The organism is Paraburkholderia unamae (genome assembly GCF_003096875.1).
Taxonomy (GTDB): domain Bacteria; phylum Pseudomonadota; class Gammaproteobacteria; order Burkholderiales; family Burkholderiaceae; genus Paraburkholderia; species Paraburkholderia unamae.
This window is the reverse complement of the sequence record NZ_QEOB01000007.1, coordinates 187,776-203,530: the sequence shown is the minus strand read 5'-3', so window position 1 is coordinate 203,530 and position 15,755 is coordinate 187,776. Positions and strand designations below refer to the sequence as shown.

14 protein-coding genes are annotated in these 15,755 nt (G+C 58.6%); 8 read left to right on the top strand and 6 right to left on the bottom strand.

The genetic code is table 11. The features are described from left to right. Positions 1–60: 60 nt before the first annotated feature. A complete protein-coding gene (locus tag C7402_RS48170) occupies positions 61–183 on the top strand; it encodes a hypothetical protein (protein WP_341869246.1) in 123 nt (40 codons plus the stop codon). 822 nt (positions 184–1,005) lie between these two features. Here C7402_RS48170 and C7402_RS48310 read toward each other — a convergent pair. The 5 genes from C7402_RS48310 to C7402_RS16630 all read right to left on the bottom strand — a co-directional run bounded on the left by C7402_RS48310 (position 1,006) and on the right by C7402_RS16630 (position 6,132). After that, positions 1,006–1,371 carry a BON domain-containing protein gene (locus C7402_RS48310; protein WP_116611362.1) on the bottom strand — a complete coding sequence of 122 codons (366 nt, stop codon included), beginning with the start codon at positions 1,369–1,371 and terminating at the stop codon, positions 1,006–1,008. Between the two features lie 75 nt (positions 1,372–1,446). Next, the gene (locus tag C7402_RS16645) at positions 1,447–2,505 is read right to left on the bottom strand and encodes a porin (protein WP_116611361.1); all 1,059 of its coding nucleotides are present in this window, start codon (positions 2,503–2,505) and stop codon (positions 1,447–1,449) included. A gap of 478 nt (positions 2,506–2,983) precedes the next feature. Next, positions 2,984–4,420 carry an MFS transporter gene (locus C7402_RS16640; RefSeq protein ID WP_237182017.1) on the bottom strand — a complete coding sequence of 479 codons (1,437 nt, stop codon included), beginning with the start codon at positions 4,418–4,420 and terminating at the stop codon, positions 2,984–2,986. 25 nt (positions 4,421–4,445) lie between these two features. Then, positions 4,446–4,751: a DUF4387 domain-containing protein gene (locus tag C7402_RS16635; protein WP_116611360.1), complete on the bottom strand. Its 306-nt coding sequence runs from the start codon at positions 4,749–4,751 to the stop codon at positions 4,446–4,448. Next, positions 4,738–6,132, bottom strand: a complete 1,395-nt coding sequence (locus C7402_RS16630) for an acyclic terpene utilization AtuA family protein (RefSeq protein ID WP_116611359.1) — start codon at positions 6,130–6,132, stop codon at positions 4,738–4,740. The genes C7402_RS16635 and C7402_RS16630 overlap by 14 nt, the downstream gene beginning before the upstream one ends. A 114-nt stretch (positions 6,133–6,246) precedes the next feature. Between C7402_RS16630 and C7402_RS16620 the strand changes: the two genes are divergently transcribed. From C7402_RS16620 to C7402_RS16585, 7 genes are all read left to right on the top strand, one after another. Then, complete coding sequence (locus C7402_RS16620; protein ID WP_165841908.1) at positions 6,247–7,461, top strand: citrate synthase family protein; 1,215 nt, start codon at positions 6,247–6,249, stop codon at positions 7,459–7,461. A gap of 87 nt (positions 7,462–7,548) precedes the next feature. Beyond that, complete coding sequence (locus C7402_RS16615) at positions 7,549–8,577, top strand: cyclase family protein (RefSeq protein ID WP_116611358.1); 1,029 nt, start codon at positions 7,549–7,551, stop codon at positions 8,575–8,577. Between the two features lie 779 nt (positions 8,578–9,356). Further along, positions 9,357–10,247 (top strand): IS3 family transposase, encoded by an 891-nt coding sequence (locus C7402_RS16610; protein WP_116611357.1) that lies wholly within the window; start codon positions 9,357–9,359, stop codon positions 10,245–10,247. Between the two features lie 224 nt (positions 10,248–10,471). After that, positions 10,472–11,290, top strand: coding sequence for a MipA/OmpV family protein (locus C7402_RS16605; protein ID WP_049782187.1), 819 nt, complete (start codon positions 10,472–10,474; stop codon positions 11,288–11,290). A gap of 10 nt (positions 11,291–11,300) precedes the next feature. Further along, positions 11,301–12,014: a response regulator transcription factor gene (locus C7402_RS16600; protein ID WP_011488827.1), complete on the top strand. Its 714-nt coding sequence runs from the start codon at positions 11,301–11,303 to the stop codon at positions 12,012–12,014. A 120-nt stretch (positions 12,015–12,134) separates the two neighbouring features. Next, complete coding sequence (locus C7402_RS16595) at positions 12,135–13,490, top strand: sensor histidine kinase (protein WP_116611356.1); 1,356 nt, start codon at positions 12,135–12,137, stop codon at positions 13,488–13,490. Between the two features lie 503 nt (positions 13,491–13,993). Beyond that, positions 13,994–15,094, top strand: a complete 1,101-nt coding sequence (locus tag C7402_RS16585; protein WP_116611354.1) for an alcohol dehydrogenase catalytic domain-containing protein — start codon at positions 13,994–13,996, stop codon at positions 15,092–15,094. A gap of 139 nt (positions 15,095–15,233) precedes the next feature. On the opposite strand, the gene C7402_RS16580 is transcribed toward C7402_RS16585, so the two are convergent. After that, entirely contained in the window at positions 15,234–15,668 is a 435-nt protein-coding gene (locus tag C7402_RS16580; RefSeq protein ID WP_011488822.1) for a winged helix-turn-helix transcriptional regulator, read from the bottom strand. Positions 15,669–15,755: the final 87 nt, after the last annotated feature.

Sequence of the window (15,755 nt, the reverse complement as noted above, 5' to 3'; positions counted from 1 at the left end):
GCGAGTACGTGACCAAGCCGTTCGCGATGAGCGAACTGGGTCGCCCGGGTGCGCACGCTGATGCGCCGGCCGCCCATGCTGGCGGAACTGGTTGTGTCGTTCGCCGACATCACCGTGGACCCGCAGCAGCGCGCGATGCGCCGCGGCGCCGAGACGGTCACGCTCGCGCAGGCCGAACTGTAGATCATGCTGTGCCGTGTCAAGGCCGGTGGCCGGACCGTGCGGCACGCGGCACTCGAGCATGCAGCCTGGGGCCTAGGCGAGGCGGTCACACCGAACGCGCTGGAAGTGACCTGCACCCGCTGCGCAAGAACCTGACGGCGCTTGGTGCCGCAACGAGGCTCGCGAACATCCGTGGCGTGGGTTTTGCGCTGCACGCCGCTAACGAAAACGGACTGGATGGTGTGCCCGACCAACCCTCTAACGCGAAAGAGGGGCGTATGAAACAACTGATTCGGGTAGTCGAGCGCGATGCCGCGTGTCGCGACGCGCTGCGTATCTCATCGTATTCAAAGAGACGCTCGGCAGACTTGAAAACGGCTTCACGGTGCATGAAAAGTATCTTGCCTCAGCTGCGTACGAACTGCAAACACCGATCACCTTGATCCGAGGTCAGATCGAGTTGCAACCGGGGAGCGAGGGCAGGAACTGCTGTTTCGCGAGATCGATCTGATGGCGCGCAGGTTCGGCAGTTGAGCACATCAACGCCGCGCAAGTCTCGCGATGCCCGACTTGCTGCACATCCGCCTCGAGATTAGCCTGTCAGCGGACGATGCCATCATCAAGACCCGGCCTGTGTTTACCAGCCCGCATTGGCCGCACCGATGATCGTCATCGACGTGCTCGCGCGCAGAGTTCGCATCCGAGCACCCGGGATCTCCGGGCAGCACAGTTTTCTGTCGAAGAGAATTGTGTGAGATCCCTTAGAGGAGTGATCGCGCGCCGGTGTTTGAATCGGTGGTTCGCGAGACATGCGAACCAGCGTAAATCACATGGTGTGGCATCTCACTGGGTGGGTTGAGTAGCTAACCGAAGGCTTTCGCGAACGGACCTCACACCGTCGACGTTCCTCGCCGCCTGCACCGCGAGAGGAATCTGACTGGCTTCCTGAACCACTCCAGACACGATGATATTCCCGTCGGAAGCCTTAACAAATATTCCGGCAGCGTCTAGTCCCTTGACGTGCGAGAGCGCCTTCAAAACGCGTTTTGACAAGGCCCGGTTTGCTGAGCGCACGGCCTTCGGTGATGATGGTGCTGACACCACTTCGCCATTCGGATCGCCGCTTGCGGGCTGTCCCGGTTGCGCGCCCGCATTCAATGTAAAAAGCAAGCACACCAATGTGATGCCCCTCACTGTAGTCCGATTCATATTTGCTCCGACGAGTTTACGTTAGATTGCTCGCAAAATTGGCGGTAACTTGACGCAGCCGCCTATACCCCATCTTTAGAATCTTGTTTGTAACCCGACCGATATGCCGGTGATACCGGAACTCCCGGGGCTGCGGTTGAGAACAGCAATATTTGTCGGATCCTTCTTGTACGCGCCCGAAAAATGATTTCGGTCGGCTTCCACGTAGACCTCGGCTCGCTTGGAAAGAAAATATTCGCCTATCACATACGCAGTCTGCTTGTGACCACCGGCGCCTTTAACGTTGCCCAGGTTACTGGCGATGTCATCGTAGTAGGCTGCAGTCACCGCAAATGCCGGCGTAACTTGCCAGACGACGCCGCCCTGCGGCACATCATCACGTCGCTGAGAAGGAGCTTTTGACGATCCACCCACGGTTAATACCAAATAGCTCAGATAGGCGCGAACGGGGCCAATCTGCCACACGCCGCCGGCGTAATAGTTCTGCGCCACCTGGCTTGCATCCGCATTGTAAGTGCGTTGATATGCAATACCGCCTCTTAGCGGTCCCGTATCGTAGCTAGCGGCCGCCGAATAGTTGGATCCCGCGCGCTGGTTTCCTGCGAGACCGCCGAATGAATAGCTTGCACTAAGCTTTGCTCCGGCGAAGCCGTTTGTGTACTTCACGGAATTGTTGAAGCGGCTCTCCAAAGTGAAAAAATTCACACCGAGAAGACCGCCCGGAGTGATCGCCGGATCTGCGCCGCCAATCTGTGACGGATCCAGAGAAATGCCCAAATCCTCGAAGGAACTGAACTGGCGCCCCATCGTCAGACGACCATAAGTCCCATCGAATCCAACATATGCCTGACGGGACCAAAGGACGTTATTTGTCGCCAAGGTGCCGTTTGAGGAGTTGAAGCCGTTCTCCAGATGGAAAATGACTTTCATTCCGCCGCCAATGTCCTCGGAGCCGGTCAGGCCGAACCGGTTCGGTGCGATGATGTTGGAATATTCGACTGTCGAGCCTCCCTTCGTTCCATTAATCCATCTGACGCCTCCGCCAACAATACCGTAGATGCTCACACTTGACTGTGCGTGCGCAACATTGAATGCCGAGGAAAGCAGGATTGCAGCAAGCGGACCCTTGTTCATTCGTAGACCTATATAAATAATCGGATTGTAATGGCCTAAACGTCGCCGACAATCGCGTGTGCCCGGCTTGGGGCCAGTAGTGCGAGTTGACGGAAACGGTCTCCAGAGGCGTCTGTCTCCTCGACGCCAAAACATCTCTGCCGGACTGCCGCTTCAAGGAAGTCAGCTTCGCGACAAACGGCAGATAAGACTGGCACTCTGACCGCGGCCTGTCGGTGCGGTCGAGAGCCGAATATCATGGCTTCGTGCGGCGGGGTGCGTCCGTCATACCGTGGGGGTCAAGAGATGAACCTGCAGTAGGAGTGGCTATCGTGGCGCATCTGTCGATCGAATGTATGACTGCCACCGCGATGATCTCGCTCCCCGGTGCCGTCCAGCGGGGCTATCTGGGACTGAGATTCTCATGATTTGTAGCTCGGGTACTAATCGCTTCACCATGGGGGCGTGGGGATCAGGTCATCGTCTCGGTCTGATTCGATCATGGTTGCCCCGTTATTTCCTCAAAGGTCCTATTACGTGTTCTCGGGCCGGCCAGTCCGATGGTGAGCACCGCGACGAGCATGCAACCGCTGATCATAAGGAACACTGTCGCGACGCCGCCACGCGTCAAAGCAAAGGCAACGATGTACCCGCTGATGGCTGCCGAAAGTCTAGTAAACGAGTACACGAAGCCAACGGCGCGGGCTCTTATGGACGTAGGGAAGATTTCGCTTTGGTAAGCATGACCGTGAAAGCTCAAGGCCGCATTCGCGAATGTCAATCCGATGCCCATGCTGATCCAGCCAATGGGAGAGGCGGAGTGTGCGAAGATGACAGCTAATACAATGGCGACCAGGCCAATTACGATGATCTGGTGCTTGCGCTCGAATCGATCTGCCAGCAAAGCGACCAATATTGGCCCCAACGGCGCTGCAAGACTGACGCCGAAGGTATAGAACAGACTGTGCTTTAGCGGCACGCCCTGCGCCTCCAGCAGGGTGGGGATCCAGTTGCCGAATCCGTAGTAGGCAATGTTCTGAAAGACGAAGTAGACGATCATCATCAACATCGCATTCCGCACGTAGCGAGGTGAAGCGCGGTGTGCCGTGCGGGGCTCTGTCGGCGTTGGCGAGACCGGCGCAGACTGCACACCAGGCGGCTCTCCAGCGTCAAAGACATCGAGCACGGCGTGCGCCTCCTCCCGACGCCCCTGCGACGCAAGCCAACGCGGGGACTCCGGCAAGTTCCGGCGAAATATCCAGAATGCCGCCGCCCCCGCTGCTGGAAGGAAGGTCAACCACCTCCACCCCGTAACGCCCAATATCGAGCGCGGGATCAAGACGGCTGCCAGCAGGGCTGCGATGGGGATTGCAGAATATTCGATGGATTTACCCATGCCGAACGCCTTGCCCCGGAGGTGCCTGGGCATGATTTCCACGATGAAGCAGTCGATTGCGACAGACTCGGCGCCCAGTCCGACACCTGCCAGGAATCGCCAGAAGCAGACCCAGATCGAGTCGTTCTGCAACCCCATGACAAGCGTCGCAAGAGCGTAGGAGGCCAGCGCGTAGCCGAACACAGCCTTGCGACCGAACCGGTCTCCTAATCCTGCGAATCCGATCACACCGACATACAGGCCGAGGAAGGTAGCTGCTATGAAGGTTGCCTGGTCGGAAAATCCGAACAGGCCAGCATTCCCTGTTTTGAAAATCCCCGCTGCCACGAGCCCTGGGGAAAGGGGAGCCGTCAAAGCGAGGTCGTAAATTTCGAAGAAGCCGCCCACCGCGATCAGGGCGACCCATCCCCAAAGGCGCATCGACCCGTTCAGCGCGTCAATGCGCGCACCGATCTGAGCCACCGCTGCGGCATTCTCGGGATCGTTGCGAGCGGGCGCGCGACTTCCCCTGGCTCTTGCAGCCATCAATATCTTGTTCAATGTTGTCTCCTCCTGGGTCGACCGGTCAGTCGATCCGGACGCTCAATAGCGGAATGAACTGCTGCCCGCCGTGCAGATCCGATGCCCCCAGTGCACCTTGCGTCGACGGATGCGGGATACTGAACTTGAATGCGCGAGCGCTGTCGCATTCGAAAAAACGGACCTTGTCGGGTGTGGTGTGATACAGACGCGAAAACATCTCGACGTTGAGTGCCCCCGAGCGCTTGACCAGTTCATAGCTCTCGTCGTCACTGAACAGGATGTCAAAGGTCAAGACAAAAGGGCCTGCGTTCTTGCTGCGGATCATCGCCGCGATGTCAGAGAGTTGCATGCCTGGCTTCCTCGATATGCGTGATGGCGGTCCGAAACATGGATACTGGCGTATCCGGCAGCACGACGTGATTCATGTTGAAGGCATACACCGGCCCGCGTTCAATGTGCGCCGGGTTGTGCAGGCAAGCGAAGCCCGTGATCGATCCTTTCCACTTGGTCGTGGGCTGGTGCAGCAACGGTTGCCGTGTCAATTGCACCAGGGCGCTGGCGGTCTGCTGGTCCGCAGCGGTTGCTTCGACAACGAGCCCGATCTCGTGCGGGATTCGTGCGCGATCTGGCTCAAGCGCCCCCATTACGCCGTCGCGGCCGTATGCGTGATAGTCGATCCTCGCGCCCATCGCTTCCAATGATTTGCCGAATACCTTTTCCACCGACAGCTCGACACGCTGAATCACTTTGGCGAGCCAGTCGTCAAATTCCCTCAGGATGAAGGGATCGCGGACGCCGCCCACCATGATGCTTTGATACCCCACAAGTTCGGCGCCTTCGAGCTTGATGGTGGTCCGCTCGGCTGGTCTGAACTTGCTTCCCCGTATCCGCACGCTTGTCTCGTCGATCTGTTCGTAAACGGTCTCGCTGATGTCCAGTACGCCGGAGGCCTCAGTGAAGCAAAACGGATCGGCGTTCTCGTAGAGACTATGCGCGGCGACGGATTGTGTCGTGCAACGCAAACCTGGGCCGATCGGCTGGATCACCACTTCGTCGGGCCGCACATAGCCGACGATCATGCCATGTGCGGGCCTTTCGCAAACCGAGGGGCCGCATTCGACGACCTTGCCCGCGTGCCAGGCGAGCCCATGAGGAAGGCCCATCTGGATCGGCATAGCCGCATAGAGCGCCGGGTCGCTGCACCGCCCAGCCACAACGAGATCAACGCCGGCGGCGAGCGCCGCCTGCAACGGCTCGACGCCCATCATGCCGACTATGCGCTCGCTGTGCCGGATCGTAGTTTCATCGAGATGGGGAGCCGGGTTGAGTGCGCGGATGCGCCCCTGCCCAAGTTGGTCCAGCAGGAAGTCCTTTGACTGCTCCGAGCGAATCTCGGCGACCTTGAGCTCCAGTCCCTCAGAAGCTGCGACCTCGCGCACGACATCCATGAACCAGTCAACGTGCACGTCTGCGCCGCCCGTGCCCACCGAGCCAATCAGTAGTGGAACCTTGGCGGGCACGGTGTTTCGCAGCAGGGTGGTGAGGTCTCGCAAGATCGCTTCACGTGGAAACGCGCACACGCCCATTCCCAATGCAAACGGACCCGCGTCCGTGGTGCCGGCGTCGGCAGCAACGAAATGTGGCTCGCACGCCATCGCCTTGCGCAAGCTGTCTTCGGGGACGCCGATGCCGAGCATCCCGCTCGCGGCAATAAACCTGCATTCCTTCATGTTGTCTCCATCCGGATGATCAATGGCCCGGCTGGGAACAAGTGTCGATGTATGTCGCATCATCAGTCAATCTCGATGATAATTGTCGATATATTGACTTCACCTCCGCACCCCATGACAAACACAGCTCCCGTACCGCTGGGCTCCAGCGATAGCCTTTACATGACGGCGGAGGAAGCCGCGAGCGCGTTGAATGTCAGCGTGCCCACGCTCTATACCTATGTCAGCCGCAAGAACATCCGTGCGCACAAGACTCGCGGCAGCCGGGTCAGCCGGTACCTGCGCTCGGATATTGAACAGATCAAGTCGGGGATTGCGCCTGCCTCGGCGCGCGACACCGCGCCCGGTCTGACGGGCTCGTCGGCTATCACCTTGATGACGGAGGCGGGCTCCTTCTATCGCGGTGTGAGTGCCATCGATCTGGCAGAGAAGGCCACTCTGGAGGACGTTGCCCGGCTGCTGTGGGATGCCGTTGACTTCGATCCCTTTGAATGCCCTGCGACCGCGCTTCCGCCGCAGAGTGATGCGCTGCTCAAGGCCTGTGGCAACTTTAGTGCGCTGGACCGAGCCATCATGCTGCTTCCCGCCATCGAGGCGGCGAATCCTCGTGCGCACGATCTCGGCAAGCATGGCTTTCTTCGCTCCGGGGCAGACGTGTTGCGCTGGTTCGCGGCCTGGATGCTCGGACAGTCATCTCCGGCCAGGCTGCCGCTGCATCGCTACATTGGTGCGACGACAAAATGCGGACCTAAACTTGAGGATGCCGTACGCAGGGTGCTCGTTCTTTCGGCCGATCAGGCATTGCATCCCGCAACCTACGTCGCTCGCGCGGCGGCCAGTACCGGCGCAACGCCCTATCGGTGCGTGATTGCAGGCCTGTCGGCTGCCACGGGCAAACGCTTGCCGGCTGTTCGCGTTGGTGCGTTTTCCCGCTTTCTGGCCGAAATCGACAACGCCCAGGATTCGACCGAGCCGATCAGGATTCGCATGCGGGAGAGCGAAGACATTCCCGGGTTTGGCTATTCGCCATTCAATGCGCCAGATCCACGTTCGGCAGCATTGTGGGCCTCGTTGCGCGTTCTGCTGGCTACCGACCGGAACTTTGCACGCTTCGAGCGCGCTATCGACCTCGCCATTGATCTTACGGGCCAGCAACCGGATTTTGCGCTGCTGGCTGCCTATGTGAACCGCCGCATCGGCGCCGAGCCGGACGCGAATCTCGTGCGGCTGGGGCGCATTGCCGGTTGGGTGGCACACGCGTGGGAGCAGCAAAACGAGATGCCCCTGGTACGCTGGAAGGTCAATTACAACGGTGTTCTACCCGGTTGATTCTTATATCGATACAAACAATCGATATTGACACATTCCTTTCCCGAACTGTATGTTCAGCGAAAACTTGGGGTTCAAGGAGACAGCGTGAACAAGCGGTGGGTACGTCGGCCGGAGGGGTCGAACTGGGGTGATTTCGGTAACGAGGATCAGATCGGCAGGCTGAATCTCCTGACACCAGAAAAGGTCAGGCAAGGTCTCGCAGAGGCACGGGAAGGCATCACGTTTTGCTTGAGCCTGCCGCTTGACTATCCCGGGGGCGATGTCGCCAATCCTCGGCGACACCCGCCCCGGCTGTTCGGTGCGATGCTTGGCGGCCAGTGCTTTCACAATCACGCGCGACCTGTGCCGGGCACTGGGCGGCGGTCGGTTGTCTGCGACGACGCCGTGCTCCTCTCTACTCAATACTCGACGCAATGGGACAGCCTTGCACACGTCGGCGCCGAGTTTGATGCGGACGGTGACGGCATCGCCGAGGTCGTCTACTACAACGGATGGCGCGGTGGCGAACATATTGTGACGCCACCGCCGCGAGAGGATGTCGAGGAATGGGCGAGTCATGAAGGCGTCAGCGCCGGACCACTAGGCATCGACACGATGGCTGCGACTTGCGTGCAAGGGCGCGGCGTAATGGTTGACCTGTTCGAGCGTTTTGGCCGCGAACACCATCGCGTCGGCTACGACGAACTCATGCGAATCTTCGATGACGACGGAGTGGAGGTCGAATCCGGAGACATGCTGTGTTTATGCACGGGCTTTGACGAATTGCTGCTCGAGATGAACAGGGCGCCGGACCCCTGGCGGTTGCACAACAGCTGCGCAGGGCTCGATGGATCCGACTCCCGACTGCTGCAATGGATCACTGACTCCGGTGTCGCAGCCCTCATTTCGGACAATCGTGCTGTTGAGATTCTGCCGCCACCGCCGGGCGCAGCGAGCACCATCCATGAACATTGCCTTTTCAAGTTGGGAGTGCCGCTCGGCGAGCAATGGTTACTCTCGCCCCTGAATCGGTGGCTGCGCGTGCGTGGTCGCAACAGGTTCCTGCTTACGGCGCCGCCGCTGCGGCTGCCCGGAGCAGCTGGCTCACCGGTCACGCCGGTCGCAACAGTGTAGAAGCCTATGAGTGCTCCTGTAGTCGTTCTCTGCAGTAGCGCGTGAGGGTGTGGGTGAATTCCGGTTGCCGCGCCTTCTTTCGTCCGACGCTTGACGCGAGGCTGGATCAGATGATCTCGAGCCGCGGGAGAGGGGCGAGGCCATCTGCTGGGTCGGAGAAAACCAGCTTGAATGTCTGGTCCAACCTACGGATTCAACCAATGAGGACTCGGCAGCGCGACCGGCCAAAGGAGCTAGAGCCCAGCCGAATACGGCACACTGAGTGCACCCGGACGTAAGTGCTCAGTCAATGAGCTCCCGGCAACGAAGTCGTAGTGACAGAACGATCTGCCTCAGTGACCAATCCGATCATGCTTCGCCCGGTCCGACAGACTGGAGTTCGACGGCATCCGGACATTGGTAGTGCCTCAAGCATTGCCTGCGCACGTTCCAAATGGGACGATCGCCATGTACTTGTAGTACTTCGGCGGAAGGTGAAAATCAACGGCAGCACAAGAGATCCTTAGTTATTCGGACGGAAAATTGCGAAGTGTCGCGATGCCTGACGATGTGGTGTTCGTCGAAGATTCCCCTCATTGCGAATGGCAAACGGCAGAGGTGCGCTCGCCTTTGATAACGACCCGGTCCCTGTTGCAGTCAGACTGGAATGCCTTGTCGACGGTGAGGCGCAGCGCAGGGAATCATTCGCCTCGGATTGCTACCGGACTACAAAACTGGAGTTCCCAGGATTTTGTGGAGAGTCTATAACCAACTGACGGGTGATCTCTCAGGAGGCGAAAATGACGAAGTCGCCACGGTATCCGAATACGCGATTGGCTTACGAGTTCATCAAAACGTATCGCAAGAGATTTCCGGTAGAGGCCATGTGCGAAGTGCTGGGCGTTGCTCCTAGCGGATACTACGCATGGCTGCAGAAACCCGTTTCTGATCGAGCTCAGGAAGATGCACACCTCTTGCGCCTGATCCGCGCATCTTTCAAAGCGAGTCATGGCATTTACGGCGCGCCCCGGATCTTTCTGGACCTACGGGAAGCCGGCGAGACGTGCAGCAAGCATCGGGTAGAACGCCTCATGCGGGAAAACAAGATCGTGGCGCTGCACGGCTATCGAACGCGGCATTATTCGGTTGGTAAGCCATCTGTCCTGGTGCCGAATCTCGTCAACCGGAATTTCGACGTCAGCAAACCTAACCAGATCTGGGTATCGGACATCACGTACATCCGTACCTGGGAAGGCTGGCTGTATTTGGCCGTGGTCATGGATCTGTTCTCGCGCAAGATCATCGGCTGGGCTACTCGTGCGACGATTGACCGGCAGCTTGTGCTCGACGCCATGCTGATGGCTGTTCGCAGTAGACGACCGCGAGGAACGATCATTCATTCGGACCAGGGATGCCAATATGGAAGCGATGACTGGCGGCGTTTTTGTCGAACCAATCGTCTCGAGCCCAGCATGAGTCGACGCGGCAATTGCCTGGATAACGCCGTTGCGGAATCCTTTTTCAGCAGCCTGAAAAAAGAGCGTGTGAAGAAGCGTATCTACAAGAACCGCGCCATCGCAATCGAAGACATTTCGGATTACATTGAAAATTTCTACAATCAGACTAGGAGGCACAGCTACCTCGGCGGCATGAGCCCCGTTCAGTACGAAGCAGCAACAAAACTACATTGAAGCTGTGTTTCCACGAAATCCTGGGAACTCCAAAACTGCATGTGCCCCCCGCGGATCCATTGCGCGTTGCAGCGGTGGAGTATGGATCTGCTCGACCGAAGAGCTACAGCACGGTTGCGTAGAGCCGCGTTGTTTATAGTCGATTCTCAGGTCGGTAAGTAACTGGTAAGTCGAACTCCCATAAAGTCAGTTCCATCCTGTTCACTGACTTTCCGGAAGCGACTGTGAGAAAAAAATCTTTGCCTGTTCGCCGTATATTTTTGTCCACGATCTTGCTTGGGCTCTCTTCGGAGATTGCGTGGGCACAGGGAGCGGACACGGACCAAACCGGGACCGCGAATTCTGGTTTTACGATCCTGAACAATGCGACCGATGTGACCCATTGGGGGCTTGGCGGGGGTGTCAGCATCGGAGAGTCGCCGTACAAGGGTTACGGCTCAAAGGTCGAGCCGTTTCCGCTGGTGTATTTCGACGACAAATGGGTGCATTTGCTGGGTACAACGATCGACCTGAAGATCGGGAACTGGGACGGCGTAAGTGTCGCGTTGCGTGGGAGATTTAATTTTGGTGACGGTTACAAGCAGTCCGACGCTCCGATCCTGAATGGCATGGAGGACAGAAACGGTGCATTCTGGTACGGCCCGGCGCTCGCGTGGCGTAGCGCATTTGGGACGTTCTCCGGGGACTACCTGCTAGGCGGGAACAAGGGTGAGCGGGCCGGCGTCGATTACAGCAAGACCTTCGAAATGGGGACCTTTTCGATCACACCGCACGTTGGCGTCGAATGGTTGAGCGGCAAATACGTTGATTACTATTATGGCGTACGCCCCTCGGAGGCTCGCCCCGGGCGCGCGGCGTACACGGGACGGGCAAGCTGGAATACGTCGCTGGGAACCCGTGTCGACTACAACCTCACACGGCACCAACGCCTCCTGCTGGACGTTGGTGTGTCGCATTTTGGCGGCGGCATCACGGACAGTCCGCTTGTGGGGAAGAGATACGTCCCGGATATAAGGATCGGTTACACCTATCAGTTCAAGTGAGCATAGTGTCATGTCACGGGTTGCAATTGTCGAAGATCACGAACGCCTTGCCGACATGGTGGGCCAGGCCCTCGCCGGGGTGGGAGTCGAGGCGGACGTTTTCCGCAATATCTCGGAGGCGACCTATGGCGTGAGCCGGGCCGACTACGCGGTGTTGATTGTCGATCGTGGTCTTCCTGATGGCGATGGGCTGACTTTCCTGCGTGAGTTGCGTGCGGCGGGCCGGATGACGCCATGCTTGATGCTCACGGCCCGCGATGCCTTGCACGATCGAGTCGACGGCTTGGAAAGCGGCGCGGACGACTACGTGACCAAGCCGTTTGCAATGAGCGAGCTGGTCGCGCGGGTGCGCACCCTGATGCGCCGCCCGGTGACGCTGACAACGTTGGTTGCGTCATACGCGGATGTGGTCGTAGATCCCCGCCAACGCGAGATGCGCTGCGGCGTGCTATCGGTTCTGCTTGCCCCGGCCGAACTACAGATCATGCTTTGCCTTGTCGAGGCGGGTGGCCGAACTGTTCGGCATTTGGCACTCGAGCATGCCGCGTGGGGGCTTGGCGAAGCAGTAACACCGAATGCGCTGGACGTGACCGTGCACCGGTTGCGGAAGAAACTTCTCGCGATCAACGCAAGGGCGCGACTGACGAATCTTCGCGGCGCAGGATTTGCCCTGGAGGACGCTACGGCGCAACGGCAGCAGCCTTCGCGACCCGAAGGCACATGAGGGACCCGTTCTGCGGCCATCGGACCGCAAGAGCGACCGATTCGTGTCGCCCGCGGATCCACCCGATATGAGTATTCCGACGCCCAGCAATTCCGCTCCCGTTTTAACCTGAGAGCCGCCATGTTCAATCACTGGATTCGAAGTCTGTCGGCCCGGTTATGGGTGACGACCGTCGTCGCGCTCGCAGCCAGCCTGACCGTGCTTGCCGGGATGGTTATCCATGTTCTCGATCACTACCCGGAGCAGACTCTGGGTCGACGTGAAGAGATGGAGAGTCTCGCCAGGGTAATTGATTCAATCAGGTTCGACGACTCCGGCTTTCCCCGCGATGTGGAGCTTCCCGATCGGCAGGCTTGGCTGTTTCAGGTTGCGCCCACCGAGCTCAAATATCGTGTGCTGGACGCGCAGGGTCACGTCCTGCTTGCATCCGCGGGAGCAGAAAAAGACGGTCCGTGGCTGACGGGCGACCTTTCTGCCGACGTTGGCAAGATAGCCCACGCGGATGTCGACGGCCGGCGGTTTTCGATCGCGACGCGCAGGGTATTGCGGGGACAATCCGAGTTCTATGTGCAGACCGCGACGAGCGCCAGGTTCATAGACATACTGGTCAGTTCAAAGGTCAAGCCCATTCCGTCGACGGTCAGGGTCATTTTCTTTGTTGCAATCGCTATATTCGGCGTTGTGCTGTTGTTTACGATCCGCCGCATGCTCAAGCCGTTGCGGGACGCGTCCGACGCGGCGGCGCAGATAACTCCGCGTCATCTGAAAACGCGCCTTTCGACCCATGGTGTTCCAAGTGAGCTCAAGCCGTTGATCAATGCCTTCAACGACGCGCTCGGACGGCTCGAGAACGGCTTTCTGGTTCAGCAGCAATTTCTTGCGGCCGCTGCGCATGAGTTTCAAACGCCGCTGACGTTGATCCGCGGGCAGATCGAGTTGCAGCCGGAGATCAAGGAAAGAGATCTTTTGTTCCGCGAAATCGACCTGATGTCGAGGCAGGTGCGACAGCTGCTACATCTGGCCGAAGTCAGCGAAGCACAGAATTTCGACTTCGGCGAAGTCAACATTGTCGACGTGGCGCAGGATGTCGTTGCCTATCTGGCTCGCAAGGCCGATGCAAAGCAGGTGAAGTTACGTGTGGATGAGCGCGACGCGGCACCGTCGATCTGGGCGGACAAAAGCGCGTTGTTCATCCTCCTCAAGAATATCGTCGAAAACGCGATCAACGCGTCCCCTGCTTACGGCATCGTGTTGTTGACGATTGACGGGATATCGATCGAGATTTCTGACGAAGGGCCTGGTATCCGGAAGGATCATCTTCCGTTTCTGTTCAAGCGATTCTGGCGCGCGCCCGATGCAAGGCACGATGGCGCGGGCCTGGGATTGGCAATATGCAAGGAAATTGCAGCGGTGCACGATTGGCGCCTGACAGTGAGCTCACTTTCGATTGGAACGCGCTTCACTGTCTGGCTATGACCTTCCTCTTTGTCGAACCGCTGACTCGTCGCGCGATTCTCGTCATATGCACGGGCGGAACGTCGATGCGCATCTCGTCGTTGAGGAAACCGCGAGACTGTTGGCAGTTGATCTGAGCGAAGCAGTCGGGATTCCGATAGTTGTGAAAGCCGGGGATATGAGCAACCCCGTGGCACGGTCGAAGATATTGGGTAAGTCATACGAAGTGGTGATGGAGGCATTGATGTCCCGCCAACTCAGGAAACTCCCGAGAACGCTGTTTCAGATGATACCCGGGCACATTGCCTGAGGTGCTGTCGAAGTCGATCGTGATGACAAATGGAGTCGTTTGCGCCGGGCACCAATCGGTGCAGTGGATTCATTTCCAGCACGAGTTTGCGTCTTGAGGCCCGACTGATTCGCGCTGTGGTGCAGAAGGCAAGCGCGAGCAGACGTATTTCCGAAATTCACGTTCAGCCTCAAACAACTCTAGTGAATTTCACCTGACATACAGCGAGGCTCCAATGAAAGCTGCTCTTCTCAATGCATTCGGTACTCCGCTCTCCATCGAAACATTACCCGATCCGGTTATTGGAACAGGCGAAGTCATCGTTGACGTCGTTGCGGCAGGAGTGGCGAGCTATGCACACGGCGTCTTCTCCGGCGCCCGGAATTACCTGCTGGAGCCGCCGCTCGTGCCGGGTGCGGGCGCTATCGGCCGGGTGCGTGCGGTGGGTCCGGATTCCACACGGCTCGCAGTTGGCGACTGGGTCTACTGCGACCCGACCATTCGCGCGCGTGACAATGCCATTAACCCGGACACGATTCTGCAAGGGTGGACCGCACGTAATCCAGCGGCCCTTTCTCTGCATCGCTTCTATCACCACGGTTCCTTTGCGACGCAGATGCTGGTGCCGACCGAGAATGTTACGCCTATTGGTGATCTGGACGAGCGCGATGCGGGGAAGTGGTGCGCGTTGAGCCAATTGCTGGTGCCGTTCGGCGGACTGCTCGCTGGAGAACTGCAGCCTGGCGATACTGTGCTTGTTAACGGGGCAACGGGGGGGTTCGGCAGCGCCGGAGTCGTCGCGGCGCTCGCTATGGGTGCAGCAAAAGTTGTGGCCGCTGGTCGAAATCAGCAGAAGCTGGATGAACTGGCTCGTCTGCTCGGTCCGCGAGTGAGTTGCGTACGCATGACAGGAGACGTGGACGATACACGACGAATCTGCGAACTCGCGGAAGGGGAGATAGACCTCGCGTTGGACATATTGCCCCGTGGGGCGTCTGCGTCGCAGGTGCTGGCGGGTGCGAAGGCGCTCAGGCGTGGTGGCCGCCTGGTGCTCATGGGGGGAGTCAGGAAGACCGGAGACGACGAGCCTGCACTGCCATATGTCTGGCTTATGCACAATGAAGTCACGCTTCGAGGTCAATGGATGTACCCGCGTGTGGCGATCCCGCAAATGGTTTCAATGATTCGTGCCGGGCTGGTCAGCCTGACGAAGTTCAACGTCACCGAATTTGCTTTGGACGATGCCAATGAAGCGGTTGCCTTCGCAGCCGATAACGCTGGTCCGCTCTCGCTGGTCGTGATAAGTCCCTGCAGGCGAAAATATACTCATGGCTAGTCGAATCAGCGCTCTTACCGTGCGCCGTTAGCCCGGGACGCCGGAGTGCCGCTACCTGCCGCACCGGTCGCGTTTTCTCCGGGGCTGGACCATACGCAATGAAGCGGTGATCGATCATCGACGCGTACCGTTCATTGGTTCATTGTGTCTGTCCATCGTCAAAGGCGTTGCGTGCCCTTTCGACCGCGTCCAGATTGTTGGCGGCCCAAATCCATACGCCGCAAAACGCCGCTCCCAAAGTGATTCCCAGGTCTGTAAGCTTGTACTCCACCTTCGGTGGCACGACCGGATACACAGTACGCTCGATTAGCCCATCGCGCTCCATCGCGCGCAAGGTCTGGGTGAGCATCTTCTGACTGATACCTTCGACCCGTTCGCCGAGGCGGCTGAAACGCAGCGGCGATTCTTCCGCGAGGACGTCGAGAATCAACATCGTCCATTTGTCTGCAACGCGACCTATTAGATCTTTGACCAGGGAGCCAATCCGCGGATCGAGGTCAATCGGCGGTGTAAGGCTGGCGTAGTACTGCGCGGCTGCAACTTGTTCCTTGGTAAATGCCGGACCTCGTCTCATGGTCACACTCTCCATTTGGTAAGTATCTGACTTTCAGGTGCCTTCTTCCTCTTTGACAGTATGCACGTCAAACTACGTCAATGCTCA